This window comes from Corynebacterium incognita, from assembly GCF_014217255.1.
GTDB lineage: Bacteria > Actinomycetota > Actinomycetes > Mycobacteriales > Mycobacteriaceae > Corynebacterium > Corynebacterium incognitum.
Genome location: NZ_CP059404.1, coordinates 2,188,966 through 2,212,914 on the forward strand (window position 1 = coordinate 2,188,966; position 23,949 = coordinate 2,212,914).

The window sequence follows — 23,949 nt, forward strand, 5'->3', positions numbered from 1 at the left end:
AGTTAGCGCCTTAGCCGCCAATGGCGGACATCGGCCGATCGGGCTGCAAGAATCCCTCGTCGTTCATGCCATGGCCCGGGAGCTTGCGCCACATTTCGCCTGCCCAGGCTTCCATGATCTGCTCGTCGGTGGCTCCGGCGCGCATCAGGTCCCGCAGCGACGTCTCGGAATTGCCAAACAGGCAGTTGCGGACCGCCCCGTCGGTGGTCAGGCGGGTACGGTCGCAGTCGCCGCAGAACGAATACGATACCGAAGCGATGATGCCGATCTTGCCGTGCGTGCCGTCCGCGGCTACCGCATCCCACAGGGCTGCCGGGGCGGAACCTCGAGGTTCGCGGGCGGGAGTCATCTCAAAGTGCTGTTGGAGGCGCATCAGGATATCGTCGGCGGTGATCATCTGATCGCGGCGCCACTGCTCCCGCGGGCCGAGCGGCATCTGTTCGATAAAGCGCAGCTGCGCGCCCTTCGTGAGAGCGAAGTGGGCGAGAGGAGCGACGTCGTCCTCATTCACACCTGGCATGACGACGGCGTTGATCTTCACGGGAGTGAGACCCGCAGCGGTGGCAGCGTCGATGGCGGCCAGGACGTCGTGAAGCCGGTCGCGGCGAGTTAGTCGCGCATAACGCTCGTGGTCGATGGTGTCGAGCGAAATATTGACGCGGTCAAGCCCCGCCTGAGCTAACGCCCCGGCGCGCTTGTCCAAGCCCAGGCCGTTGGTGGTGAGAGCCGTAGATGGGGAGCATCCCTCATCCGTAGTGAGTTGCTTGGTGGCCGCGATGATCTCTTCCAAGGATTTGCGTAGGAGTGGCTCGCCGCCGGTGAAACGTACCTGGTGGATCCCGAGGCGCTCCACGGCGATGGTGATGAGTCGGATCATTTCCTCATCGGAGAGTGTCTGCTCCGTAGGCATCCAGTCCAAACCCTCCGCGGGCATGCAGTAAGTGCAACGGAGATTACAGCGGTCGGTCAAGGAGACACGGAGGTCGCGGGCCACGCGCCCGTACTTGTCCACGAGGCTGCGGGAACCATCGTCGTGGGCGGCCGGGAGATCCGGTGGGGTGGTGTCCAAGGACCCGCCATCCGCGAGCCCTTGCGGCCGTGGACCACCTACCGTAGGCAGAGGCAGATTCATCGGCCGAGAGTTGCGCGGAGAAGTCATGCTCGCATTTTAACAACTAAATACTGGAATTAATCATTCTGAGAGTTCGTTAGGCGTCGCCGCTCGCCAGGCCCCGCAAGACGGATGATGTTGAATTCCTCCGCGGCGAGGTGTTTGCGCAAGTCCTTCTTATCGAACTTGCCGACTGATGTTTTGTCGATGGACTTGACGAAGGTCCAGTACTCAGGCAGCATCCAGCTCGGGAGAGACTCGCGGAGGCGATCTCGGAGGGTCTCAGCGGTGGAGATGGAAGGATCGACACCAGAGTGCAGCACCGTGACCGCAAGCGGGCGTTCGCCCCACTTCTTATCAGGGAAGCCGATGACTGCGCATTCGACGACCTCCGGAGCCTCCATGACCAGGTTTTCGAGTTGAACGGAATAGATCCACTCGCCGCCGGAACGGATGACATCACGCGCGCGGTCGGAGACGGTGAGGAACCCGTCCTCGGTCACGGAGCCGACGTCGCCGGTGCGTAACCAGCCGTCCTCCGTGAACTTGTGGCGGGCGGCTTCCACTCGTTCGCCGCGGAAGGTGGCCGCCGGGCCGTCGCCATCTGCGCGCTCGGTAGTGAAGTAGGAGCCTGCTACTAGATTGCCGCGGACCTGGATTTCACCTTGGTTGCGATCGCTGGAGCGGACCACTTTGCCGTCGTTGACCACGCGGTATTCCAGCGAAGTGGGGAAACGCCCTTGAGAAATGCGGTAGGCCCACCGCTCCTGGCCGCCTGCGCCGGAAGGCGAGCGGGCGACGGTCCCCACCGTGGAGGTCTCGGCCATTCCCCAGACGTGAATGACGTCCACACCGAACTTTTCTTCCCAGAGTTTGATGAGCGCGGGCGGCACGGGGGAGCCGCCGGCGTAGATCTCCTGCAGTGACATGCGCTCCGGCGGATTGTTGTTGTAGTGCACCATGAGCTGAATCCACAGCGTGGGCACGCCGTGCGCCACGCGAGGGTGGCACTCCGCGACGATGCGGGCCAGCGTTGGCGCCGAAACATCGGCGTCTGGGAGCACCAAGGGCGTACCGGTCATGAAGGCCGCGAAGGGAACGCCCCAGCTCAATACGTGATAAATCGGGATGCAACACAAGAAAGTTTCGCCGTGAGTGATGGCCAGCCCGTCCGTGGCGCGCAGCAGCATAGCCTCCAAAAAAATGGAGCGGTGTGAATAGGCTACGCCCTTCGGTGCGCCCGTGGTGCCGGTTGAGTAGCACAAGGCCGCTGCAGTATTCTCGTCCAGCTCCGGCCACTCATAGATTGTGGACTTACCATCGAGAAGGGCCTCATAGGAGTACACCGAGACGTTTTCGGGCAGTTCCTGCTCCAACGCCGCAACGTCGGCAAGCCCTACAAATGCCACCGCACGCACACATTCCGCGCCCTCGAGCACCGCGCCCAGCTGTGGTGCCAGGCGGGGATCCGCGACGATGACCTCGGTGCCGGAATGGTTGATGATGTGTCGGATTTGGTCATTCATCAGTTGCTTATTGAGCGGGGTAAAGACCGCACCCTTGCAGGCTGTACCGAACATGACCTCGAGGTGTTCGGCGCAGTTATACATAAAGGACCCCACCCGTTGATCGGCGTCGATGCCCAGGTCCTCTTCTAATGCGTAGGCAAAGGCCGCAGCACGCGCGCCGATGTCTTCAAAGGTGACAACCTCGGCGTCGTCCCCAGACTCCGCGCTGCCATGATAAGTGGTGACCGCAGTAGAACCGTGGACGGAACGGCCGTAGTCGAGGATCCGAGCAACGCTGAGGGGGACGTTTTGCATAGTGGAACGCATGCTCCTCACTTTAGCGCTCGCTAGGTAATGGGTGTCTAATGTGGCGCAGATGCGTGAATGCGTTATAGTTGTAGAAGCCTCAATCATCACGGAACGGTACATCGACACAATCGACTACGTTGCCGGGGTGACAACCATGTGGAAGGGCACAGAACTCTGGGCCTATCCGCTTCGCCTGACGAGGGCAAGCGTGTTTTGAGGCTAGATTTTTACATCACTGCGCTTTTTCGCCGTACCTTGTGGCGCGAGTGTGCCGGCCGTAGGGCCTAGGTCGCTCAAGCTAGGGGGAGCCTCGTCTTCTTGATGAAGGGCGGCGCGGGCGGACTTGATGACAAACTTTCAATTAACTGCACATAAGGCTTTACCGCAGACAACTTCCGGACGCGAACTCTTTCCTGACTGCGCCGCAACCAGGCGCCGGGGGAGACAACCACACGTGACACCCGCGTGCGGGAGACTGGTTAAGCAACGAAAGGATATCCGTGACCACTACGGACAACAACGCAGGTGCACCGCAGGATCTCGCCGCGCTGAAGCTGGCGGACCTCCGTAAAATCGCCGCGGGCCAGGGCCTCAAGGGAATCTCTGGGCTCCGTAAGGGTGAACTCATCACCGCTATCCAGACTGGCACCGTGCCGGCGAAGGCGAAGAAGGCTGCGGCTGAAGCTGCCGCCGCCGAAGGTGCCACGAGCGACTCCGCATCGGGGAACACAGCGGAGCCACAGGGGGAGGACACGAAGAAGGCTTCCCGCCGCCGCGCCACGCGCCGCTCTGCCGACGACACCCAGAGCGGTGAACAGTCCGCCAACCAGGACCCTCAGGATGGCCAGCAGGAGTCTGCGCGCGAGAACGGGCAGGGCGATGATGGTCGCGCTGAGTCCCGTTCACAGGCGCGCCGTGCCCGCCGTAACCGTGCCCGTGCTCAAGCTCGCGACGAGCGCGAGAACCGCGACGATGAGGCGCAGGGTTCCGGGGACAACCGCCGCGGTGACCACCACGCTGACGGGGGCGACAACGGCCCAGGCCGTGACGGTGATTCCGACGACCGCTCCCGTGAGTCACAGCGCGACGGCGACGGAGAACAGCAGGGGAACCGCAACGATCGACATGACCGGAACGATCGCAACCGCGGCCGTGGGGACAACCGCGGGGACAATAACGAGCGTCGCGGGCGCCGCAACCGCCGCAATCGCCGTAACCGCGGCAACAATGAAGGCGGCCGTAACAACGGCGGCAACAACAGTGAGCCGCAGGTGCGCGAGGGCGATGAGCTGCAGGCAGTCGGCGGCATCCTGGACATCGTGGACCACAACGCCGCTTTCGTACGCACCACCGGCTACCGCGCTGGCGCGTCCGACGTCTTTGTGAACAACAACATGGTTCGCCGACTGGGGCTGCGTGATGGCGACGCCATCACCGGCCAGGTCAAGATGAACGGCAACGCCCACACCCACGGCAACGGCCGCAATCGCCGGAAGTACAACCAGCTGGTGCAGGTGGATTCCGTCAACGGCCTTACTCCGGAGGAAGCGAAGCAGCGCCCCGAGTTTGCCAAGCTGACTCCGCTGTACCCGAACCAGCGCCTGCGTCTGGAGACCGAGCCGAAAATCCTGACCACCCGCGTGATCGACCTCATCATGCCCATCGGTAAGGGCCAACGCGCGCTCATCGTGTCCCCGCCGAAGGCCGGTAAGACCACGATCCTGCAGAACATCGCGAACGCTATCTCCACCAACAACCCGGAGTGCTACCTCATGGTGGTCCTGGTGGACGAGCGTCCGGAAGAAGTGACGGACATGCAGCGCTCGGTCAAGGGCGAGGTCATTGCCTCCACCTTCGACCGCCCGCCGTCAGAGCACACCGCTGTAGCCGAGCTGGCCATCGAGCGCGCAAAGCGCCTGGTGGAGCAGGGCAAGGACGTCGTGGTGCTGCTGGACTCCATCACCCGCCTGGGCCGCGCATACAACAACTCCTCCCCGGCATCCGGCCGCATCCTGTCCGGTGGCGTGGACTCGAACGCGCTCTACCCGCCGAAGCGTTTTCTTGGTGCCGCCCGCAACATCGAAAACGGTGGCTCGCTCACCATCATCGCGACCGCGATGGTGGAGACCGGCTCTACTGGCGACACCGTCATCTTCGAGGAGTTCAAGGGCACCGGCAACGCCGAGCTCAAGCTGGATCGCTCGATTTCCGAGCGCCGCATCTTCCCGGCCGTGGACGTGTCTCCGTCCGGCACCCGTAAGGACGAGTTGTTGCTCGTTCCGGAGGAAGCAAAGATCATGCTTAAGCTGCGCCGGATCCTCTCGCGCCTGGATTCCCACCAGGCTATTGACCTGCTGATCAAGCAGCTCAAGAAGACCAAGTCCAACGGTGAATTCCTCATGCAGTTGGCTTCTAGCGCGCCGATGGCGGGTCTGGAAGACGAGGAGGAGTACTCCTAAATGGCAAAGCAAGTCTCACTCGTTGACGACATCGTCTCCGAATATCAAGGTATCGAGGCCCAGATGGGCGACCCTGAGGTCGCCGGCGATCAGAAGCTCTTCCGCAAGCTGTCCAAGCGCTACGCGGAGCTGCGCCCGATCATCGCGGTGAACAACCAGCTGGAGCAGGCCCGCGCAGACCTCGAGGACGCTAAGGAAATGGCCTACGAGGACCATGAGTTCCAGGCTGAGGCGAACCGGCTGACGACCGAGGTGGACGAGCTGGAAGAAAAGCTCGCTGACCTCTTGGCGCCGCGCGACGAGCATGATGGCGACGACATCATCATGGAAATCAAGGCCGGTGCCGGCGGCGAGGAGGCCGCGCTATTCGCTGGCGATTTGGCGCGCATGTACGAGCGCTACGCCGACAAGGCCGGCTTTGCCTGGGAGGTTTTGGGCTTGACTGAGTCCGATCTCGGCGGCGTGAAGGACATGTCGATTTCGTTCAAGTCCAAGACTCCGTCGCGCGACGGTGCGTGGTCCGTGTTTAAGTTCGAGGGCGGCGTGCACCGCGTCCAGCGCGTGCCGGTCACCGAGTCTCAGGGCCGCATCCAGACCTCCGCCGCGGGCGTGCTGGTGTACCCGGAGCCGGACGAGATCGAGGCCGTCAATATTGACGAAAAGGACCTGCGCATTGACGTGTACCGTTCCTCCGGTAAGGGCGGCCAGGGTGTCAACACCACGGACTCCGCGGTGCGCATCACCCACCTGCCCACCGGTCTGGTGGTGACGTGTCAGAAGGAGCGTTCCCAGATCCAGAACAAGGCGCGCGCGATGCAGGTGCTGCAGGCTCGCCTGGACCAGATGGAGCGGGAGAAGGCCGAGGCCGAGGCGGGCGAGCAGCGCGCCTCCCAGGTGCGCACCATGGACCGCTCGGAGCGCATCCGCACGTACAACTGGCCAGAGAACCGCATCTCTGATCACCGCATTGGCTACAAGGCGAACAACCTAGACGCCGTACTCAACGGTGCGATGGATGACCTCATCAAGGCGCTGCAGGATCAGGAGCGCGCCGAGCGCCTTGAGGCCGAAGGCTAAGCAAAGGGAGTCACGCACCGTGCAGGTGAATATCTCACAGGCGCTTCGCGATGCCGCGGGGCGCCTGTCCCGATCCGGAGTCGACTCCGCAGCCGTTGAGGCCCGTATCATCGCGGGTTATCTGCTGGGCGTCAGCCACATGGACGTCGTGCGCGCGGGGGACCCGCCGGGGCTTCTCGACGGCCCTCAGGCGCAGCGGTTCCAGGAGCTGTTCGACGCCCTGGTGGACCGGCGCGCCACGCGCGAGCCGCTGCAACACATCCTGGGCGTCGCCCCGTTCGGCCCGCTAGAGCTTGAGGTGGGTCCAGGGGTGTTCATCCCGCGCCCGGAGACGGAGGTGTTGGCAGACTGGGCGGTGCGCTACCTGGCGCAGCGCTTCCCGGACGCCTCCCGCGGCGGTGCGATAGGTGGCGGTGCCCCACGCGGCGTCGAAAAGCAGGAAAACACTCCCGATCCGCGCTCTTACCGGCCCCTTGTCGTGGACCTGTGCACCGGTTCCGGCGCCCTGGCGCTGTATATCAAGCACGCGGTCCCGGGCGCCCAGGTGGTGGCCGTGGAGAAGTCGCCGGAGGCTATCGCCTATACCCGCCGCAATATCCGCGCGGTCACCGGCAGTGACGACGCAGTGGAACTCATCCGGGGCGACGTCACGGACCCGGGCCTGCTTGCCCAGCTTCATGGACAGGCTGACCTGGTGGTCAGCAACCCGCCGTATGTCCCGGAGACCCCCGACTTGGACGCGGAGGTGTACCACGACCCGCATGAGGCCGTCTTCGGCGGCGCCGACGGCATGACGGTCATCACCGCGATGGTGCCGCTGGTGCGTCACCTTCTAGCCCCCGGTGGGGCAGTGGGCATTGAGCATGACGACGCCACGTCGGCCGCCGTCCAAGGCGCCCTCCAGGAGGGCTTTGTCGACGTTCGCCCATTGGAAGACCTCACTGGCACGCCGAGGTTTGTGCTGGGGCGCCGTCAATGACGGACGCCCGCGGCGCTTTCAAATGGTGGAGGTGCCTCTGGTGGCGTTATGATGAGCCGATACGTTGAGTAAATGCGGATGCGTCAATACGAAAGTGTGAAAGATTTAAATGCAGGGAAAGATTTACTCGTGCGCTGATCCAGAATCACGCGCAGCAGGCATGGATGCCGCCGCGCAGGCAGTACGTGGGGGGCGCTTGGTAGTTATCCCGACCGACACTCTCTACGGCATCGGCTGCGATGCCTTTGACAACGACGCGGTGGCCAACCTCCTGGCAACGAAGCACCGCGGCCCGGATATGCCGGTGCCCGTGCTCGTCGGTTCCTGGGAGACGGTGAAGGGCCTGGTGGCCACCTACCCGGAAAACACCGAACTACTGGTGAAGGCATTTTGGCCGGGCGGTTTGTCCATCGTGGTGCCGCAGGCGCCGTCGCTGCCCTGGAACCTTGGCGATACGCGCGGCACTGTCATGTTGCGGATGCCGCTGCACCCGATTGCTATCGAACTCCTGCGGGAGGTAGGGCCAATGGCTGTGTCCTCGGCGAATATCTCCGGCCATACCCCGCCGACCACGGCGATTGCCTCGAAACAGCAATTGGGTAAGGCTGTGAGCGTCTACCTCGACGGCGGCGAGACTCCGGTGGGCAAGCCGTCCACCATCATCGATCTGTCGGGTCGACGCCCCTACCTGCTGCGCGAAGGTGCCATTTCCGCGGAGCAGATCACCGACGTGATCGGCGGCGATCCGAATATCCTGTGCCTGCGCCCGGGTCAGGAAGGCTCACCGGAGGCCGGCGCTTAGGATGGGAGCGTCCGGAATTCCCCTGCGTGAACTGGGGCTGGTGTTGCTGGTGGCCGCGGCCATCACATATCTAGCCACCGGCGTCGTCCGCTCGCTGTTGGTGCGCAACGGCATAGTGGCGGAAATCCGGCAACGTGATTCGCATACCCAGCCCACGCCGCAGCTCGGCGGCGTGGCGATGTTTTGCGGCCTGGTGGCCGCGACGTTCTTGGCCTCGCAGTTGCCGGCACTGACCCGTGGCTTTGCCCCCGTGACCCCGGAGATGACCGCGGTGTTGTGGGGCGCGTGCGCCATCGTGGTGGTGGGCGTGCTCGATGATCTGTTTGAGCTCAGTGCATTGGTTAAGCTCGCGGGGCAGGTTGTCGCGGCTATCGTGATGTCGTCTTTGGGGCTGATGTGGAATCTCTTGTTCTTCCCGCTGGACGGCGGCACAACGGTCGTTCTCGACCAAGTCCAGTCAGTCATCTTGACTTCGTTCTTTACTGTGTTGCTTATTAACGCCGTCAACTTTGTCGATGGCCTCGATGGCCTGGCGGCGGGGTTGGGCATGATTGCAGGTGCTTCCATCCTGCTGTTTTCACTCACGGTGCTTCATGACCAAGGCGGCGCGGTCTCCGCATATCCGCCGGCTATCATCGCCGCGGCCCTGGTGGGAGTGTGCGCGGGCTTCTTGCCCCATAACTTCGAACCCTCGAGAATCTTTATGGGGGACTCGGGTGCCATGCTCATTGGCCTCTTGCTCGCGGCGGCGTCGACGTCCGCGTCCGGCAAGATCAACATGGCGTTGTATGGCACCGCGGACGTGGTGGCGCTGATGTCGCCCATCATCGTGGTGGCCGCGGCGGTATTTGTACCGGTCCTCGACCTGACCTGGGCGGTCATTCGCCGCGTGAAGGCCGGCCGCTCGCCCTTTGCAGCGGATAGGTTGCATATCCATCACCGTCTCTTGAGCCTGGGGCATACTCACCGCCGTACGGTGTTGGTGTTGTATCTGTGGGTGTCCGCCGTCGCCTTCGGCGCGGTGAGCTTCTCTATGGTCCCCACGCCGGTGGCGGCGGGCATCGCGGTGTTGTCCATCGTGGTGGCCATCGGCGTGACGATGATTCCGTTGCGGCAGGGCAAGATCGGCCGCATCGCGCCCGAACCGGGGACACGCATCGTCGCTTCTGAGGATCCGCGGTAGGATACCTAGCCATGACTTCACATCCATCCGCTACTCACGGCGGCCGTCCTGACCATTCCGTTGTGGGCGATTCGCCGTCCGAATTCGACGATCCCCGCCGCCAGCTTGTCCGCGCGGTGCGCTTTGGCGCCATCGCGCTGGTCGGCATCACCATCGTGTCCCTTATCGCGTGGGGCGCGCTCCGTGGGCTGCCTGGGCTGTGGGGCGTTCTCATCGGCGCTGCGATCGGAGGGGGCTTTGTGCTGCTGACCGCGCTTTCGGTGCTGGTGACCTCGAATACGACGCCGGCTAACACCGCGGCCGTGGTGTTGGGAGGCTGGCTAGTCAAGATTGTGCTCTTGATTGGCGTGCTGGTCGTGATCCGTGACATGGAGTTTTATGACACCGCAGCGCTATTTGTCACCGTGGTCGCCGCCTTGCTCGTGGTGCTGGGGACCGAAGTCTGGGGCATTATCACCGCGCGCGTGACTTACGTGAGCTAAAGGCCTTCATCATTTCCGTGGGGGATGGCTATAAGCGGTGCTGCCGGTTGGCGCGGGGCCTCGGTGCGGGAGCGTCTCACAGCGGGATGCACGACGCGGTGTCGGCATAGCACAGCACACGCATGGCATAGCGATCGCGCGACGCGGCGTCGACATGCTCTGTCGGGCATGGGGGATTTCCTGTTTTAAACAGTGGGTATGTGGTGTCCGCGCACTGGTATTTGCCGTGTCAACTACCCCCACAAAGATGGGTTTTGAAGTGGGTGTGACAAAGCTAACCTCGTGCCTGTGACCATGACAGATGCAATCTTCGTTGGGGAATTCCTGGGTTCTGCGCGGAATGTGGCCCTGGATGGGCGTAGAAAGACAGCCCTCGTTCGCGAAAAAACAGAAGCTAACTGATATTATTTCCTGCGGGTTACCGCGGAGGTCGGCCTTCGCTTACTGTGAACTGCAGTTTTTGGAAATATCGGCTGTGAAAACAGCGGTATTTCTCCGAGTGGTTGATGTCCGTAGCGGTGAATCCCTGCTGTAGCTTCGCTGATGTGCGACGGAGTCCGTAGCTGCAGTAGAGAGTTTGAGACGTCCATCGCACCGTAGACTGAAATGGTCTGCGGCCCGAAACACGGGAGAGAACGCTGAGCGTTACAACATTGGCCATGAAGGGTGAATTTCACGCACCCGAATTGGACCCAGAATTTTTCCCGGGGCAATACTATGACCAGCTCCTCTTTGGCGATATTGCCGGAGGCTGGTTCGCATTGGATCGCATTATGCTTGTCCGCCTGTTCATGGCGGCGGTATTGGTGATCCTTTTTGTGCTTGCCTTCAAGAACCCTAAACTGGTTCCCAAGGGCATGCAGAACGTCGCTGAGCACGCGCTTGATTTCGTGCGGGTGAACATCGCGGAAGACATCCTGGGCAAGAAGGAGGGTCAGCGATTCCTGCCGGTTATCGCGACGATCTTCTTCACCGTCTTGTTCATGAACGTGTCCACGATTATCCCGTTCCTGAATATCTCGCCGAACGCTCGCATTGGTATGCCAATCGTCTTGGCCATCGTCGGCTACATCACCATGATTTACGCCGGTGCTAAGCGTTATGGCTTTGGCAAGTTTGTGAAGTCCTCTGTGGTGATTCCTAATCTGCCGCCGCTGCTGCACATCCTTGTTGTGCCGATCGAGTTCTTCTCGACGTTCATTCTGCGCCCGGTCACCCTGGCCCTTCGTCTGATGGCGAACTTCTTGGCTGGCCACATCATTTTGGTGCTGCTCTACTCCGCAACGAACTTCTTCTTCTTCCAGTTCAACGGATGGACGGCGCTGTCTGGTGTCACGATCCTTGCAGCCGTACTGTTCACGGTGTACGAAATCATCGTTATCTTCCTGCAGGCGTACATCTTCGCCCTGCTGGTAGCGGTGTACATCGAGCTGTCGCTGCACGCAGATTCGCACTAGCACAACCCGCGAACCTCGCGGTCAACTGAATACCCCACATCAAACCAACACCGCCTCCGTTGGCAATAAAGCCGGCGGGGAAACTTTCGAAAGGGAACGACTTTCATGAACGAGATCATCTTGGCACAGGACGCAGCTCAGAGCATTGAGGGCTTGGGCACCATCGGCTACGGCCTCGCAACCATCGGCCCGGGCCTGGGCATCGGCATCCTGGTCGGCAAGACCGTCGAGGGCATGGCTCGTCAGCCGGAGATGGCTGGCCAGCTGCGCACCACCATGTTCCTGGGTATCGCCTTCGTTGAGGCGCTCGCCCTGATTGGCCTGGTTGCAGGCTTCCTGTTCTAAAAAGCGCGCGTACATCCCATACCCACCCTTTTTAAGACTGGAGACTCATGAACAACGTCTTTTACTACCTTGCGGCAGAAGGAGCTGAGACCCTTCCCTTGGAAGGCGGCAACTCGATCCTTTTGCCCAAGTCGTATGACATCGTCTGGTCTCTTATTCCGTTCATCATCATCTTCCTCGTCTTTTGGAAGCTAGTGCTTCCGAAGTACCAGGAGATGCTGCAGGAGCGCGAAGACCGGATTGAGGGCGGCATCAAGCGCGCTGAAGCGCAGCAGGCCGAGGCCAAGGCTGCGTTGGAGAAGTACAACTCTCAGCTCGCCGAGGCACGCCAGGAGGCCGCAGAGATCCGTGAGCAGGCGCGCGAGCGCGGTAAGCAGATCGAGGCGGAGGCTAAGGCCAATGCTGAGGAAGAGTCCAAGCGCATCGTTGCCGCTGGCAACCAGCAGCTGGAGGCTTCCCGCACCAAGGTCATCTCGGAGCTGCGCTCCGACATCGGCCAGAACTCCATCAACCTTGCTGAGAAGCTGCTCGGTGGCGAGCTTTCTGACTCCACCAAGCGTTCCGGCACGATTGATCAGTTCCTGTCCGAGCTTGACCACGTGGCAGTAGCCGGAAAGTAGGCAACGAAGATGAAAGCAGCGAGCCGCGAAGCACTAGCGCAGGTTTCCCAGCGCCTGGATGAGATTCTGGGTGCTGCTGATGCCGACGCTTCTGCCAAGACCGGTCTGGACCTCTTCGAAGCAGTCAACGTCGTAGCAGGGGAGCGCGAAGTTCGCGTTGCCATGGCCGACGCTGCCGCTCCCGTCGAGGCTCGCAAGGCGCTGGTCAATGACCTGTTTGGCGCGAAGTTTACCGCTCCTGCCAAGGAGATTCTGGAAGCTGTCGTGTCCGCTCACTGGTCCGCACCGCGTGACCTGAAAGCCGGCCTGGTTGAGCTTGGTCGCCGCGCACTTCTGCGTGGCGCTGAGAAGCAGGGCCAGCTGGGTCAGGTTGAGGACGAGCTTTTCCGCTTGTCCCGCCTTTTGGACCGCGAAGCAGAGCTCACCCAGCTGCTTACTGATCGAAATGCCGAATCCGCTAACAAACGGCGACTGTTGGCCAACGTGCTTGCAGGCAAGGTCACCATGGCTACCGAGGCGCTCGCGCTTCAGGCCATCGACCGCCCCGAGCACAACCCCATTGACGATATGGCTTCGCTGGCAGAGCTTGCAGCTTCGCTGCAGGGTCGTAAGGTGGCACATGTGGTCACTGCTGGGGAGCTTTCCGAAGGCCAGCAGGCGGCACTCGCTGAGAAGCTGGGAAATATTTACGGTCGTGCGATGTCCATCCACTCTGAGGTTGACACCAGCCTCCTCGGTGGCATGACCATCCGCGTTGGCGACGAGGTTATCGACGGCTCGACGGCAGGCAAGATTGCCCGCCTGCGCGCCCAGATGGCTTAAGACGCTCAACATCGACACTGTTTGAAAACATTTAAGAAATTGCTGGACGAGACAACCGAGAGCAGGAACAACATGGCGGAGCTGACGATCTCCTCCGACGAGATCCGTAGCGCGATTGCGAACTACACCTCGAGCTACTCCGCGGAGGCCTCCCGTGAGGAGGTCGGCGTGGTTATTTCGGCGGCTGACGGTATTGCCCAGGTATCTGGCTTGCCTTCAGTTATGGCGAATGAGCTGCTCGAGTTCCCAGGCGGCGTGATTGGCGTCGCACAGAACCTTGACACCAACTCCATCGGCGTCGTGGTCCTGGGTAACTTCGAGTCCCTCAAGGAGGGCGACGAGGTCAAGCGGACCGGAGAGGTCCTTTCTATCCCTGTGGGCGAGGATTTCCTCGGCCGCGTTATCAACCCCCTGGGCCAGCCTATCGACGGCCTGGGCCCGATCACGGCTGAAGAGGACCGCGTCCTCGAGCTGCAGGCACCTTCCGTGCTGCAGCGCCAGCCGGTCGAAGAGCCGATGCAGACCGGCATCAAGGCTATCGACGCAATGACCCCGATCGGCCGTGGCCAGCGCCAGCTGATCATTGGTGACCGTAAGACCGGTAAGACCGCGGTCTGCATCGACACCATCTTGAACCAGAAGGCCAACTGGGAGTCTGGTGACAAGACCAAGCAGGTGCGTTGTATCTACGTTGCTATTGGTCAGAAGGGCTCCACCATCGCCGGTGTTCGCCGCACCCTCGAGGAGCACGGCGCTATGGAATACACCACCATCGTGGCTGCTCCGGCTTCCGACTCCGCGGGCTTCAAGTGGCTTGCACCGTTCTCCGGTGCCGCACTGGGTCAGCACTGGATGTACCAGGGCAACCACGTCCTCATCATTTACGATGATCTGACCAAGCAGGCTGAGGCCTACCGTGCGATCTCCCTGTTGCTGCGCCGCCCGCCGGGCCGCGAGGCTTACCCGGGCGACGTCTTCTACCTGCACTCTCGTCTTCTGGAGCGCGCTGCGAAGCTCTCCGATGACATGGGCGCTGGTTCGATGACCGCTCTGCCGATCATCGAGACGAAGGCGAACGACGTCTCCGCCTTCATTCCGACCAACGTTATCTCCATTACCGATGGCCAGGTGTTCCTGGAGTCCGACCTGTTCAACCAGGGCGTTCGTCCGGCAATTAACGTCGGTGTGTCCGTCTCCCGTGTGGGTGGCGCTGCGCAGACCAAGGGCATGAAGAAGGTCGCGGGTAACCTGCGTCTGGATCTTGCCGCATACCGTGACCTGGAAGCATTCGCTACCTTCGCGTCCGACCTGGACTCCGCCTCCAAGGCTCAGCTGGAGCGTGGTCAGCGTCTGGTCGAGCTGCTGAAGCAGGCAGAGTCCTCTCCGCAGCCGGTCGAGTTCCAGATGGTCTCCATCTGGCTCGCAGGCGAGGGTGTCTTCGACGTCGTTCCCGTCGAAGACGTGCGCCGCTTCGAGTTCGAGCTGCAGGACTACCTCCAGCAGAACACCCCGCAGGTCTACGACCAGATTGCAGGCGGTAAGGCTCTGGATGACGATTCCAAGCAGGCACTGCTCGCCGCGTCTGAGGAGTTCTCCAAGTCCTTCCAGACCACCGAGGGCCACAACCTCGGCGCCGAAGAGCCAGTGGATCCACTGGACGCCGGCGAGGTTAAGAAGACCGAGCTCACTGTCTCCCGCAAGTCCCAGGCAAAGTAGGCACGACTAACGTGTCGTTCACATTGACCATTACAAAGACTGAAGGGAGGAGTGTGAACCATGGCTAATCTTCGCGAATTGCGTGACCGTATTCGGTCCGTGAACTCGACCAAGAAGATCACCAAGGCTCAGGAGCTGATCGCTACCTCGCGCATCACCAAGGCGCAGGCACGCGTGGAAGCTTCTATGCCGTACGCCCACGAGTTGACCAATGTCATGAACCGGCTCGCGGCGGCAAGCTCCCTCGATCACCCCATGCTCCGTGAGCGTGAGGACGGCAAGGTCGCCGCAATCCTCGTGGTCTCCTCTGACCGCGGTATGTGTGGCGGCTACAACCACAACGTCTTCAAGAAGGCTGCTGAACTGCAGGCCATGCTTGAGGGCGCGGGATACGAGGTCGTCCGCTACGTCACCGGTTCCAAGGCTGTGGGCTACTATAAGTTCCGCGAGGAAGAGGTTGCTGGTGCGTGGACCGGTTTCTCCCAGGATCCGTCCTGGGATTCGACCCACGACGTCCGTCACCACCTTATTGATGGCTTCCTGGCTGGCTCGCAGGACGAAGCTAAGTACCGTGAGGGCCTCAACGTTGGTGAGGGCTACACCGTGCGCGGCTTCGACCAGGTACACGTGGTGTACACCGAGTTCGAGTCCATGCTGACCCAGACCGCACGCGCGCACCAGCTGCTGCCCGTCGTTCCGGTGATTCAGGAAGAGGAGTTCGACACTGGTGAGTCCGCGCTGGATAGCAAGGACGCCGGTGAGGTATCTCCGGACTACGAGTTTGAGCCCGATGCTGACACGCTGATGGGGGAGCTGCTTCCCAAGTACGTGTCGCGTCGCTTGTTCGCCATGATGCTGGAGGCTTCGGCTTCCGAGTCGGCGGCTCGTCGTACCGCAATGAAGTCTGCTACTGACAACGCAACCGAGCTGGTCAAGGACCTCTCCCGCGTGGCTAACCAGGCCCGTCAGGCGCAGATTACCCAGGAAATCACAGAAATCGTCGGTGGCGCTGGCGCGCTCGCCGAAAGCGCAGAAAGTGACTAGATTATGACTACAGCTCTGCAAGAGCAGAACGCACAGGCTTCGGCGACTGCCGGCCGCGTAGTGCGCGTCATCGGTCCGGTCGTTGACGTGGAATTCCCACGCGGCGAGCTGCCGGCACTGTACAACGCACTCACGGTCGAGGTCTCCCTCGAAGCCGTTGCGAAGACCGTAACTCTCGAGGTCGCTCAGCACCTCGGCGACAACATCATCCGCGCCGTGTCTATGGCCCCAACCGACGGCCTGGTCCGCGGTGCTGAGGTCGTTGACACCGGCAAGCCAATCTCCGTGCCGGTGGGCGACGTGGTCAAGGGCCACGTGTTCAACGCACTGGGTGACTGCCTGGACCAGCCTGGCCTGGGTCGCGATGGCGAGCAGTGGGGCATCCACCGCGAGCCGCCGGCATTCGACCAGCTCGAGGGTAAGACCGAGATCCTGGAGACCGGCATCAAGGTCATCGACCTGCTGACCCCGTACGTCAAGGGCGGCAAGATTGGCCTGTTTGGTGGTGCAGGTGTGGGTAAGACCGTCCTGATTCAGGAGATGATTACCCGTATCGCCCGCGAGTTCTCCGGTACTTCCGTGTTCGCCGGCGTTGGCGAGCGTACCCGTGAGGGTACGGACCTCTTCCTCGAGATGGAAGAGATGGGCGTGCTGCAGGACACCGCCCTGGTGTTCGGCCAGATGGACGAGCCGCCAGGAGTTCGTATGCGCGTGGCTCTGTCCGGCCTGACCATGGCGGAGTACTTCCGCGATGTGCAGAACCAGGACGTGCTGCTGTTCATCGACAACATCTTCCGCTTCACCCAGGCCGGTTCCGAGGTGTCGACCCTGCTGGGCCGTATGCCTTCCGCCGTGGGTTACCAGCCGACCCTGGCTGACGAGATGGGTGTTCTCCAGGAGCGCATTACCTCCACCAAGGGTAAGTCGATTACCTCTCTGCAGGCCGTGTATGTCCCTGCGGATGACTACACCGACCCGGCTCCGGCAACCACCTTCGCCCACCTGGATGCGACCACCGAGCTTGACCGCTCCATCGCTTCTAAGGGTATTTACCCGGCAGTGAACCCGCTGACCTCTACCTCTCGTATTCTGGAGCCGTCCATCGTGGGCGAGCGCCACTACGCGATTGCACAGCGCGTCATCGGTATTCTGCAGAAGAACAAGGAGCTGCAGGACATCATCGCCATCCTGGGTATGGACGAGCTGTCCGAGGAAGACAAGATCACCGTGCAGCGTGCACGTCGTCTGGAGCGCTTCCTGGGCCAGAACTTCTTCGTTGCGGAGAAGTTCACCGGCCTGCCAGGTTCTTACGTGCCGCTGACCGACACCATCGACGCTTTCGAGCGCATCTGCGATGGCGAGTTCGACCACTACCCAGAGCAGGCCTTCAATGGTCTGGGTGGCCTGGACGACGTCGAGGCTGCATACAAGAAGATGACCGAGAAGTAGGAGTAGGCACATGGCATCCATCACCGTTGAATTGGTCTCGGTTGATCGTCTCGTCTGGACCGGCGAGGCAACCATGGTCACCGCTGAGACCACCGAGGGTGAGATCGGTGTGCTTCCCGGCCACGAGCCGATGCTCGGCCAACTGGTTGAGAACGGCGTCGTCACCATCACCCCAGCTGACGGCGAGCGTCGCGTCGCCGCCGTGCAGGGTGGCTTCCTCTCCGTGAACGCGGAGAAGGTTACGGTTCTCGCCGATTGGGCCATCTGGTCCAACGAAATCGACGAGTCCCAGGCTTCCACCGACGTCGATTCCGACGACGAGATTCGTAAGTCCCGTGGTGACGCTGCGCTGCGCGCCCTGCGCCGCGCTAAGATGACCGTCTAACTCGGCTGTCGTGGATGGGGCAGTACCTGCCCTTCCTCTCCTTCATACAGCGTTAATCCCACCCCGCCCCGGATATCCGGGACGGTGGTGGGATTTTTGCGCTTTGTAGTAAGCTACATGGATAAAACCATCGTCCCCAAAGACTAAGCGCTCGGTGCTTTGTCCAGTCGTTCATACGGTCGTACAAGGAGGTTGGAAACGGTGCTCGACGCCCTGATGTGGCTCCTGTTTGCCCTGCTGTGCATCGCGGTCCTCCTCGCGGCGTGGCGATTTATGACATTGCGTTCGCGCGGTACGTCAGCCATTATGCGTCGCGTCCCGAACCCGGGAACGCGCGGGTGGCGGCACGGCGTCATTAAATACGGTGGCTACGAGTTGCAGTTCTTCAAGTTGCGTTCAGTCTCCCCACAGGCGGACGTCGAGCTTTCTCGCAGCTCCCTCGACTTTGTGGAGACCCGCGAGCTCACTGCAGGCGAAGCTGGTTTCATGGATGCGCACCACGTGGTGTGTGTCCTTGAATCACCTTCCGGCACATATGAGCTAGCCCTTGCTCCCCGTAGCGCTATGGCGCTGCGGGCCTGGGTCGAGTCTGCTCCCCATCAGCGCCAAGAACGCATTGATGTGCAGAGGCTGCGCCGAAAGTTCGACAAGGACTAAGAGGTGCGTCGCCAAGCCCTAGCCGTGATTCATCTTGGGCGCGCGATAGAGTAGAGCGCATGCGTTTAGTCATCGCCCAATGTTCAGTAGATTACGTCGGCCGCCTTGATGCTCACCTGCCCAAGGCGGACCGGCTCATCCTTATCAAGGCGGATGGATCCGTGTCCGTGCACGCGGATGACCGCGCGTACAAGCCGCTGAACTGGATGACGCCGCCGTGCACCCTCACCGAGTCGGATATCGAGGACCTGGATGGTGAACCTACCGGCGACAAGCTCTGGACCGTGGAGAACTCCAAGGGCGAGCAGCTGCGCATCACCATCTCAGAGATCCACCACGACACCTCCATAGAGCTCGGTGAGGATCCGGGTTTGGTGAAAGACGGCGTGGAGTCGCACCTGCAGGAACTACTCGCGGAGCACATCACCACCCTGGGCGAGGGCTACACCTTGGTGCGCCGCGAATATCCCACGGCAATTGGCCCCGTGGATCTCATGGCGCGCGACGCCGATAACAAGCACGTCGCAGTAGAGGTTAAACGCCGTGGAGGAGTCGACGGCGTGGAGCAGCTGACCCGCTACTTGGATCTGCTCAACCGCGATGACCTGCTTGCTCCCGTGACCGGTGTGTTCGCCGCGCAGGAGATTAAGCCGCAGGCCCGCACTTTGGCAGAAGACCGGGGGATCCGCTGCGTTGTGCTCGACTATGACGAGCTGCGCGGGATCGAGTCCAACGAGCTGCGCTTGTTCTAGTGCCGCGGAAGAATAGGCGCCCGAAAGGCGCGACGAACAAGCGGGGCGAGCCGCTGCCGCAGCGTTCCTTGCCTCGCGACGGCGCGGTGTTTCTCGGAGCACAGCGCGTGGACGGTCCCTCGTGGGACTTCGGACGGCCTTATCAGATGCGGCATGTTGGCCCGGCCGGCGCGACGAAGTACTACGTGTGCCCGGGGTGCAACCACAATATCCCGCCCGGCATGAGTCACATCGTGGCCTGGCCTGTGGAGTCTGGGCGCGGTGTGGACGATAGGCGGCACTGGCACAAACGCTGCTGGGAATCCAGGTAGGATCGAGGCCATGATTGTCGCTTTTTCGGTCGCGCCGACGGAGGTGCCCAACGCGAAGGCAGAAATGTCGGAGGCCGTCGCCGCCGCGATTCGCGTGGTGCGCGAATCCGGACTACCCAATGAAACTAACGCCATGTTCACCCTCATCGAGGGCGAGTGGGACGAGGTCTTCGCCGTGATCAAAGCGGCCACGGCCGCGGTAGAGCGAGTATCTCCGCGAGTCAGCCTCGTCATTAAGGCCGATATTCGGCCGGGTTACAGTGGACAGTTGCGCGCCAAAGTAGACGCGGTGGAGCGGCATTTGGCTCAGGATATACACGACTAAGCACATAAGGCAGGTATGCGATGACTAATCCACAAGGGGGCTTCGTTGGCGGGGCCATTGATCTAGCGCAGGTGAAGGCGCGCGCGGAAGCCCGTGCCAAGGCAGAAGAGGCGCGCGCCAAGGCCGAACGCGAGGACGGCGTTGATCAAGCGAATGCAGCCGCAACAGGCGGCGTGGCACCTTTCTTTACTGCGACGGAGGGGAATTTCGAGTCTGATGTCGTGCGCCGTTCGGCGCAGGTGCCGGTGGTGGTGCTGGTCGGCACAGCACGCTCAGACGCTTCTGAACAGCTGAAGGCCGACTTCGAGAGCCTGGCCTTGGAAGGTGGGAAGAAATTCGTCGTCGCTTACGTCGACGCCGACGTCACCCCGCAGCTGGCGCAGGTATTCGGTGTCCGTGCGCTTCCCACTGTCATCGCTCTCGGCGCAGGGCAGCCGCTCACCAACTTCGAGGGGGCCCAGCCACGTGCAGCCCTGGAGCAGTGGGTCACTGCCCTCGTGGAGCAGGTTGGTCCGCAGCTCTCGGGGCTTGCCGAGAATCCTGACTCCGCCAGCGGGACAGCGGGGCAGGGCGGAGCAGACGATGCGCCGGACACCCCCGCGGACCCACGCCTGGACGCCGCGATGGAACTGCTCAACAAGGGTGACTTTGACGGCGCCATCGCGATGTACGAAGGCATCCTGAGCGAGGAGCCGAACAACTCCGAGATAAAGCAGGCTTTGGACACTACAAAACTCTTGCAGCGGCTCAACCCCGCCGAGCGCGACGGCGACCCGGTGGACGATGCGGACGCGGCGCCGGGAGACGTCGACAAGCAGATGGTTGCCGCCGACGCCGAGATTGTCGCCGGAGCGCCGGAGAAGGCCTTTGCCCGTTTGATTGCCTGCATGCGCGAGGTGCCGGGGGAGAAGGACCGCATCCGGGAACGCCTGTTGGAGTTGTTCGGGATGTTCGACGCGGCCGATCCGCGGGTACTGGATGCGCGACGGGCGCTGGCGAGCGCTCTGTACTAGACGGCATCTCCCCAGCTCAAACAGCTTCATACCGTGGCCAAAACCTGGTGTGGCCAACTTAACAAAAAGAAATAGGCCACAATTTCGCGGATCACAACAGGGGGTAGGAATAGGGGGAGTCGAGGCCGTGTTGTGGGGCGGCTCTCCCATTGTTCTTCCGGTTTAGGTTTGAATTGGGGCTCTGTGACCGCCGTTCCGGAGTAATGTTTCTGCCCCGTTACTTGTTGACTGAGTCACGATTGGCGGGATCTTCGGTTTATAAATCTCGCCTTCCTTGGGTTTACGATTCAACAGTCATACACCACCCCCTTTTTGGGGGAGGCGGCACCGCACGATGTGCTCCCAGAAGAAGGAGACTTTCCGTGGCCACACTAAATACCTCTGGCCCGCACATCGCTGAACCCAAAGGTCCGCGCAAAGACCGCACCCACTGGTTGTACATCGGCGTTATTATCGCCGTCGTGGGCGGTATCGCCCTGGGGCTTATCGCGCCGGAGGTCGCCGCACCAATATCGGTCGTGGGCAAGATGTTCGTCAAACTCATCAGGATGATCATCGCTCCGGTGATCTTCTGCACCATCGTGCTGGGTATCGGATCCGTCCGCGCCGCGGCGTCGGTGGGTAAGACTGGCGGCATCGCGCTGAGCTACTTTATTTTCATGTCCACCCTCGCGCTGGCTACTGGCCTGCTCGTGGGTAACATCATCGAGCCGGGGTCCGGCCTGAACATTGCCGCTACCGCGGACAAAGGTGCGGAATACGCCGCCAAGGCTGACGAGGCGAGCCAGGCCGGCTTGACTGACTTTATCTCCGACATTATTCCGGACACGGTATTCTCCGCGTTTACCTCGGGCTCGGTGCTCCAGGTGCTGTTTATCGCGCTGCTCACTGGTTTTGCGGTCCAGTCCATGGGTACCCGCGGTGAGCCAATCCTCGCCGGTATCGCGCACCTGCAGCGCCTGACGTTCAAGGTCCTCACCATGATCCTGTGGATCGCTCCCATCGGCGCGTTCGGCGCTATCGCGGGCGTAGTGGGCAAGACCGGTACCTTCGATGCCACCCGCGCCCGCAAGGTGCTGTCCGGTGAGCTTCCATACGTGGACACCGGCGGCGACCACAACGTGGATCTGAAGAAGCCTGAGGTGGTTAACCCGGCCACCGAGTCGCTGCAGCCGACCCCGCAGGTGGACCTGTCCGCCTACGAGGGTGACGCCGCGGCGAAGTAGTTTAATCCATCTGCAGGATGGTACGCAGCTCTGCGAAGTGTTCCGGAAGGACCCTGTAGAGCTGCGTTTTGCCGTGTCGTACCGGTTCTAGTAGACCGGCTTCCACCAGCCGCGCAATGTGATGGGACACGGTGGGTTGGGTAATGCCGAGCTCGCCGACGAGGTCTCCGGCAGTCACGCTGCGGCAGCCGTCGGCGGCGATGAGGGAGAGCAGGCGCAGCCGAGTAGGGTCGGCGAGAACCTTGAGTCGGGCTGCGTAGGAGGCGGATTCTTCGGGCGTCAGCGCCCGGGTAGTCATGGCGCAGCACTCGGTGGTGGGGGAGCAGCTGGGAGTCGGTGGCACGGCGGGTCCTGTCTTGCGGTGGGTAGTGATGTGTTCTACTGTACACATTGATACTCATCTATATCAGGAGGCGACGTGTCCGAAAAACTTTCACTCCTTGATCGGCTCTTGCCGGTCTGGATCGGCCTGGCAATGGTGCTCGGGCTGCTGCTCGGTCGCTTCGTGCCAGCCGTTGGCGACGTGCTGGCGTCCTGGGAGGTAGCTGGAAACTCAGTCCCCATCGCCATCGGTCTACTCGTCATGATGTATCCGCCACTGGCCAAAGTGCGCTATGACAAAACGGCCGAGGTCGCCGCGGACAAGAAGCTGCTGGTGGTCTCGGTCCTGCTGAACTGGGTTCTCGGACCGGTGCTCATGTTTGCACTGGCATGGGCGTTCCTTCCTGACGAGCCCGAGCTGCGCACCGGCCTCATCATCGTCGGCCTTGCGCGCTGCATCGCCATGGTCTTGGTGTGGAACGACCTCGCGTGCGGCGACACCGAAGCCGCCGCAGTTTTGGTGGCCATCAACTCTGTGTTCCAGATTCTCATGTTCGGTGTGCTGGGCTGGTTCTACCTGCAGGTGCTCCCGAGTTGGTTCGGCCTCCAGACGACTTCGGTGGAGTTTTCCTTCTGGGCGATCGTGGCCTCGGTAGTGGTCTACCTTGGCATCCCGCTTCTCGCGGGTGCGCTGTCCCGCATCATCGGTGAAAAGACGCGCGGGCGTCAGTGGTACGAGGAAACTTTCCTCCCGGCGGTGTCTCCGTTGGCGCTTATCGGATTGTTGTTTACCATCGTCGCCCTCTTCGCGCTGCAAGGCGAGCAGGTCCTTGCTAACCCGGGCACCGTGGCTAAGGTGGCGGTGCCGTTGCTGGGCTACTTCGTCATCATGTTTTTCTTGGCGTTCTTTATCGCTCGGACGGCAGGGATGGATTACGCGCACACCGCGACGGTGGCCTTTACAGCCGCAGGCAACAACTTTGAGCTGGCCATCGCCGTGGCCATCGGTACCTTCGGGATGACTAGTGCGCAGGCACTAGCGGGCACCATTGGTCCTTTAGTTGAAGTACCCGTCCTCGTGGGACTAGTGTACGTATCCTTGTGGCTGGCACCGCGCTTGTTCGCCGGCGACGCCACCGTTCCGCGTAATCAGAAAGTGAGCAACTGATGACCAAGAAGGTCTTGTTCTTGTGCAATTCCAACAAGGGTAAGTCACAGATGGCAGCCGGTTTGGCCGCCAAACATGCGCCGGAGTGGGATATCTACTCCGCCGGTGTGCAGGTGTCTGAGGTAGGCACCAAGGGTAACGTGAACCTCGAGTCCGCGGAATCACTCAAGGAAGTGGGTGCGGACATGTCCGATGACACCCCCAAGCCCGTAGATCCGGAGCTGCTGCGCACCGCCGACGCCGTGGTCGTCGTGGGCACCGCGGACCTCGAGTGGCCTGCCGACGCCCGCGGACAACTCATCCGCTGGGACACCCCCGAGCCCTCCGAACAGGGACTCGAGGGCATGGAGCGCATGCGGGTGCTGCGCGACGACATTGATGCCCGCGTCCGCCAGCTCGTCGAAGAGCTGTAGCTCACGCCATCCAGC

At 61.7% G+C, this 23,949-nt stretch carries 24 protein-coding genes and 1 pseudogene; 22 read left to right on the top strand and 3 right to left on the bottom strand.

Annotated elements, in window-relative coordinates:
* Window positions 1-10: 10 nt before the first annotated feature.
* Entirely contained in the window at window positions 11-1,159 is a 1,149-nt protein-coding gene (gene moaA / locus H0194_RS10165) for a GTP 3',8-cyclase MoaA (RefSeq protein WP_185175755.1), read from the bottom strand.
* A gap of 29 nt (window positions 1,160-1,188) precedes the next feature.
* Window positions 1,189-2,946, bottom strand: coding sequence for a long-chain fatty-acid--CoA ligase (locus H0194_RS10170; RefSeq protein ID WP_185175756.1), 1,758 nt, complete (start codon window positions 2,944-2,946; stop codon window positions 1,189-1,191).
* Between the two features lie 482 nt (window positions 2,947-3,428).
* Here H0194_RS10170 and rho point away from each other — a divergent pair, with 482 nt between their 5' ends.
* The 20 genes and pseudogenes from rho to H0194_RS10270 all read left to right on the top strand — a co-directional run.
* Window positions 3,429-5,387, top strand: a complete 1,959-nt coding sequence (rho, locus tag H0194_RS10175) for a transcription termination factor Rho (protein ID WP_185175757.1) — start codon at window positions 3,429-3,431, stop codon at window positions 5,385-5,387.
* Window positions 5,388-6,464 (top strand): peptide chain release factor 1, encoded by a 1,077-nt coding sequence (gene prfA, locus H0194_RS10180; protein ID WP_185175758.1) that lies wholly within the window; start codon window positions 5,388-5,390, stop codon window positions 6,462-6,464.
* 19 nt (window positions 6,465-6,483) lie between these two features.
* Window positions 6,484-7,443 carry a N5-glutamine methyltransferase family protein gene (locus H0194_RS10185; RefSeq protein WP_246388919.1) on the top strand — a complete coding sequence of 320 codons (960 nt, stop codon included), beginning with the start codon at window positions 6,484-6,486 and terminating at the stop codon, window positions 7,441-7,443.
* Between the two features lie 109 nt (window positions 7,444-7,552).
* Window positions 7,553-8,245 (top strand): L-threonylcarbamoyladenylate synthase, encoded by a 693-nt coding sequence (locus tag H0194_RS10190; RefSeq protein ID WP_185175760.1) that lies wholly within the window; start codon window positions 7,553-7,555, stop codon window positions 8,243-8,245.
* Between the two features lies 1 nt (window position 8,246).
* On the top strand, window positions 8,247-9,428 hold the full coding sequence (locus tag H0194_RS10195; protein ID WP_185175761.1) for a glycosyltransferase family 4 protein: 1,182 nt from the start codon (window positions 8,247-8,249) through the stop codon (window positions 9,426-9,428).
* Between the two features lie 11 nt (window positions 9,429-9,439).
* Window positions 9,440-9,910 (top strand): Cg1360 family ATP-synthase-associated protein, encoded by a 471-nt coding sequence (locus H0194_RS10200; protein WP_185175762.1) that lies wholly within the window; start codon window positions 9,440-9,442, stop codon window positions 9,908-9,910.
* Window positions 9,911-10,569: 659 nt separating this feature from the next.
* Window positions 10,570-11,367, top strand: coding sequence for a F0F1 ATP synthase subunit A (atpB, locus tag H0194_RS10205; protein ID WP_185175763.1), 798 nt, complete (start codon window positions 10,570-10,572; stop codon window positions 11,365-11,367).
* A gap of 105 nt (window positions 11,368-11,472) precedes the next feature.
* Entirely contained in the window at window positions 11,473-11,712 is a 240-nt protein-coding gene (locus H0194_RS10210; protein WP_185175764.1) for an ATP synthase F0 subunit C, read from the top strand.
* Window positions 11,713-11,759: 47 nt separating this feature from the next.
* On the top strand, window positions 11,760-12,332 hold the full coding sequence (locus H0194_RS10215; RefSeq protein WP_185175765.1) for a F0F1 ATP synthase subunit B: 573 nt from the start codon (window positions 11,760-11,762) through the stop codon (window positions 12,330-12,332).
* Between the two features lie 9 nt (window positions 12,333-12,341).
* Window positions 12,342-13,154 carry a F0F1 ATP synthase subunit delta gene (locus H0194_RS10220; protein WP_185175766.1) on the top strand — a complete coding sequence of 271 codons (813 nt, stop codon included), beginning with the start codon at window positions 12,342-12,344 and terminating at the stop codon, window positions 13,152-13,154.
* Window positions 13,155-13,226: 72 nt separating this feature from the next.
* Window positions 13,227-14,870: a F0F1 ATP synthase subunit alpha gene (gene atpA, locus H0194_RS10225; protein WP_185175767.1), complete on the top strand. Its 1,644-nt coding sequence runs from the start codon at window positions 13,227-13,229 to the stop codon at window positions 14,868-14,870.
* 60 nt (window positions 14,871-14,930) lie between these two features.
* Window positions 14,931-15,914 carry a F0F1 ATP synthase subunit gamma gene (locus H0194_RS10230; protein ID WP_185175768.1) on the top strand — a complete coding sequence of 328 codons (984 nt, stop codon included), beginning with the start codon at window positions 14,931-14,933 and terminating at the stop codon, window positions 15,912-15,914.
* A gap of 3 nt (window positions 15,915-15,917) precedes the next feature.
* Window positions 15,918-17,363: a F0F1 ATP synthase subunit beta gene (gene atpD / locus H0194_RS10235; RefSeq protein ID WP_185175769.1), complete on the top strand. Its 1,446-nt coding sequence runs from the start codon at window positions 15,918-15,920 to the stop codon at window positions 17,361-17,363.
* A 10-nt stretch (window positions 17,364-17,373) separates the two neighbouring features.
* On the top strand, window positions 17,374-17,748 hold the full coding sequence (locus H0194_RS10240) for a F0F1 ATP synthase subunit epsilon (protein WP_185175770.1): 375 nt from the start codon (window positions 17,374-17,376) through the stop codon (window positions 17,746-17,748).
* A 201-nt stretch (window positions 17,749-17,949) separates the two neighbouring features.
* A complete protein-coding gene (locus tag H0194_RS10245) occupies window positions 17,950-18,405 on the top strand; it encodes a DUF2550 domain-containing protein (protein ID WP_246388921.1) in 456 nt (151 codons plus the stop codon).
* A gap of 59 nt (window positions 18,406-18,464) precedes the next feature.
* Window positions 18,465-19,157, top strand: coding sequence for an endonuclease NucS (gene nucS / locus H0194_RS10250; protein ID WP_185175771.1), 693 nt, complete (start codon window positions 18,465-18,467; stop codon window positions 19,155-19,157).
* A 53-nt stretch (window positions 19,158-19,210) separates the two neighbouring features.
* The gene (locus H0194_RS10255) at window positions 19,211-19,468 is read left to right on the top strand and encodes a hypothetical protein (protein ID WP_185177002.1); all 258 of its coding nucleotides are present in this window, start codon (window positions 19,211-19,213) and stop codon (window positions 19,466-19,468) included.
* A 10-nt stretch (window positions 19,469-19,478) separates the two neighbouring features.
* Window positions 19,479-19,793, top strand: a complete 315-nt coding sequence (locus tag H0194_RS10260) for an MTH1187 family thiamine-binding protein (protein WP_185175772.1) — start codon at window positions 19,479-19,481, stop codon at window positions 19,791-19,793.
* Window positions 19,794-19,813: 20 nt separating this feature from the next.
* On the top strand, window positions 19,814-20,806 hold the full coding sequence (locus tag H0194_RS10265) for a tetratricopeptide repeat protein (protein ID WP_185175773.1): 993 nt from the start codon (window positions 19,814-19,816) through the stop codon (window positions 20,804-20,806).
* A 362-nt stretch (window positions 20,807-21,168) separates the two neighbouring features.
* Window positions 21,169-21,885: pseudogene (locus H0194_RS10270) on the top strand (cation:dicarboxylate symporter family transporter); the annotation flags it as partial.
* Window positions 21,886-22,033: 148 nt separating this feature from the next.
* On the opposite strand, the gene H0194_RS10275 reads toward H0194_RS10270, so the two are convergent.
* On the bottom strand, window positions 22,034-22,375 hold the full coding sequence (locus H0194_RS10275; RefSeq protein WP_425486430.1) for an ArsR/SmtB family transcription factor: 342 nt from the start codon (window positions 22,373-22,375) through the stop codon (window positions 22,034-22,036).
* A 75-nt stretch (window positions 22,376-22,450) separates the two neighbouring features.
* Between H0194_RS10275 and arsB the strand changes: the two genes are divergently transcribed.
* Entirely contained in the window at window positions 22,451-23,521 is a 1,071-nt protein-coding gene (arsB, locus tag H0194_RS10280) for an ACR3 family arsenite efflux transporter (RefSeq protein ID WP_185175776.1), read from the top strand.
* Complete coding sequence (locus tag H0194_RS10285) at window positions 23,521-23,934, top strand: arsenate-mycothiol transferase ArsC (RefSeq protein ID WP_185175777.1); 414 nt, start codon at window positions 23,521-23,523, stop codon at window positions 23,932-23,934. Before arsB ends, H0194_RS10285 begins: the two co-directional genes overlap by 1 nt.
* The last annotated feature ends 15 nt before the right edge of the window (window positions 23,935-23,949 follow it).

What these genes read in the sequence shown, in the direction of transcription:
- H0194_RS10285 (WP_185175777.1), top strand. Translation starts at nt 23,521, where the DNA reads ATGACCAAGAAGGTCTTGTTCTTGTGCAATTCCAACAAGGGTAAGTCA.
- H0194_RS10215 (WP_185175765.1), top strand. Translation starts at nt 11,760, where the DNA reads ATGAACAACGTCTTTTACTACCTTGCGGCAGAAGGAGCTGAGACCCTT.
- H0194_RS10200 (WP_185175762.1), top strand. Translation starts at nt 9,440, where the DNA reads ATGACTTCACATCCATCCGCTACTCACGGCGGCCGTCCTGACCATTCC.
- H0194_RS10220 (WP_185175766.1), top strand. Translation starts at nt 12,342, where the DNA reads ATGAAAGCAGCGAGCCGCGAAGCACTAGCGCAGGTTTCCCAGCGCCTG.
- prfA (WP_185175758.1), top strand. Translation starts at nt 5,388, where the DNA reads ATGGCAAAGCAAGTCTCACTCGTTGACGACATCGTCTCCGAATATCAA.
- atpA (WP_185175767.1), top strand. Translation starts at nt 13,227, where the DNA reads ATGGCGGAGCTGACGATCTCCTCCGACGAGATCCGTAGCGCGATTGCG.
- H0194_RS10240 (WP_185175770.1), top strand. Translation starts at nt 17,374, where the DNA reads ATGGCATCCATCACCGTTGAATTGGTCTCGGTTGATCGTCTCGTCTGG.
- H0194_RS10230 (WP_185175768.1), top strand. Translation starts at nt 14,931, where the DNA reads ATGGCTAATCTTCGCGAATTGCGTGACCGTATTCGGTCCGTGAACTCG.
- H0194_RS10265 (WP_185175773.1), top strand. Translation starts at nt 19,814, where the DNA reads ATGACTAATCCACAAGGGGGCTTCGTTGGCGGGGCCATTGATCTAGCG.
- atpB (WP_185175763.1), top strand. Translation starts at nt 10,570, where the DNA reads ATGAAGGGTGAATTTCACGCACCCGAATTGGACCCAGAATTTTTCCCG.
- H0194_RS10210 (WP_185175764.1), top strand. Translation starts at nt 11,473, where the DNA reads ATGAACGAGATCATCTTGGCACAGGACGCAGCTCAGAGCATTGAGGGC.
- moaA (WP_185175755.1), bottom strand. Translation starts at nt 1,159, where the DNA reads ATGACTTCTCCGCGCAACTCTCGGCCGATGAATCTGCCTCTGCCTACG.
- H0194_RS10190 (WP_185175760.1), top strand. Translation starts at nt 7,553, where the DNA reads ATGCAGGGAAAGATTTACTCGTGCGCTGATCCAGAATCACGCGCAGCA.
- atpD (WP_185175769.1), top strand. Translation starts at nt 15,918, where the DNA reads ATGACTACAGCTCTGCAAGAGCAGAACGCACAGGCTTCGGCGACTGCC.
- H0194_RS10260 (WP_185175772.1), top strand. Translation starts at nt 19,479, where the DNA reads ATGATTGTCGCTTTTTCGGTCGCGCCGACGGAGGTGCCCAACGCGAAG.
- H0194_RS10195 (WP_185175761.1), top strand. Translation starts at nt 8,247, where the DNA reads ATGGGAGCGTCCGGAATTCCCCTGCGTGAACTGGGGCTGGTGTTGCTG.
- H0194_RS10170 (WP_185175756.1), bottom strand. Translation starts at nt 2,946, where the DNA reads ATGCGTTCCACTATGCAAAACGTCCCCCTCAGCGTTGCTCGGATCCTC.
- nucS (WP_185175771.1), top strand. Translation starts at nt 18,465, where the DNA reads ATGCGTTTAGTCATCGCCCAATGTTCAGTAGATTACGTCGGCCGCCTT.